This window comes from Vibrio sp. YT-19(2023) (assembly GCF_033337395.1).
The window spans coordinates 1-717 of record NZ_JAWOQN010000465.1 but is presented as its reverse complement, the minus strand read 5'-3'; the positions used below and the strand labels follow the sequence as shown (position 1 = coordinate 717).

General features: G+C 47.6%; 1 pseudogene. It reads left to right on the top strand.

The annotated features are described in order from the left end of the window. Positions 1-717 (top strand): annotated as a pseudogene (locus R7E78_RS26540) (bifunctional glutamine synthetase adenylyltransferase/deadenyltransferase); the annotation flags it as partial.

Genomic DNA, 717 nt, shown 5'->3' with positions numbered 1-717 from the left:
GCGCAAGTTTTCCAACTGATTCGTGGCGGGCGAGAGCCATCTTTGCGCAATCGTGGCTTGCTCGAAACCTTAAATGGTATTGAAGATCTTGCACTGTTAACCCCGCAAGAAGTCAGCAATCTGGAAGCGGCATATAAATATTTACGCCAGCTAGAAAATCTACTGCAAGCAATGGCTGACAAGCAGACTCAAACGCTGCCCGATTGCGACATTGAGCGTTTAAAACTGGCAACTGCGATGCAGCTAGAGTCGTGGGATCTGCTCATCGAACAAACTCAGCAGCACATGAATAAAGTGCATCAAGTATTTGAAACCTTGATTGGTGACGACGAAGAAGATGAGGGCAGCACGATTGCTCGTCATTTCCATGAATTATGGGATATGGCCAATAAACAAGATGTGCTAGAGCTGATTTTAGAGCAGGATATTCAAGTTGAAGAGCCCGCCATATTCTCTAAAGCTATCATCAACTTTAAAGCCGACTTGGCCAAGAAAACGCTCGGCCCCCGTGGGCGAGAGGTCTTAAACCGCTTGATGCCAAAAGTGTTTGATGCGGTGTTTGCCCACCCAGATGCTCAATTTGGTTTACCGCGAGTGTTGCACTTACTGCACAATATTTGCACGCGCACGACGTACTTAGAATTGTTGGATGAACACCCTGCCGCACTGGTGCAGTTGGTGCGCTTGTGTACCGCAAGTCCAATGATTTCCGAACAG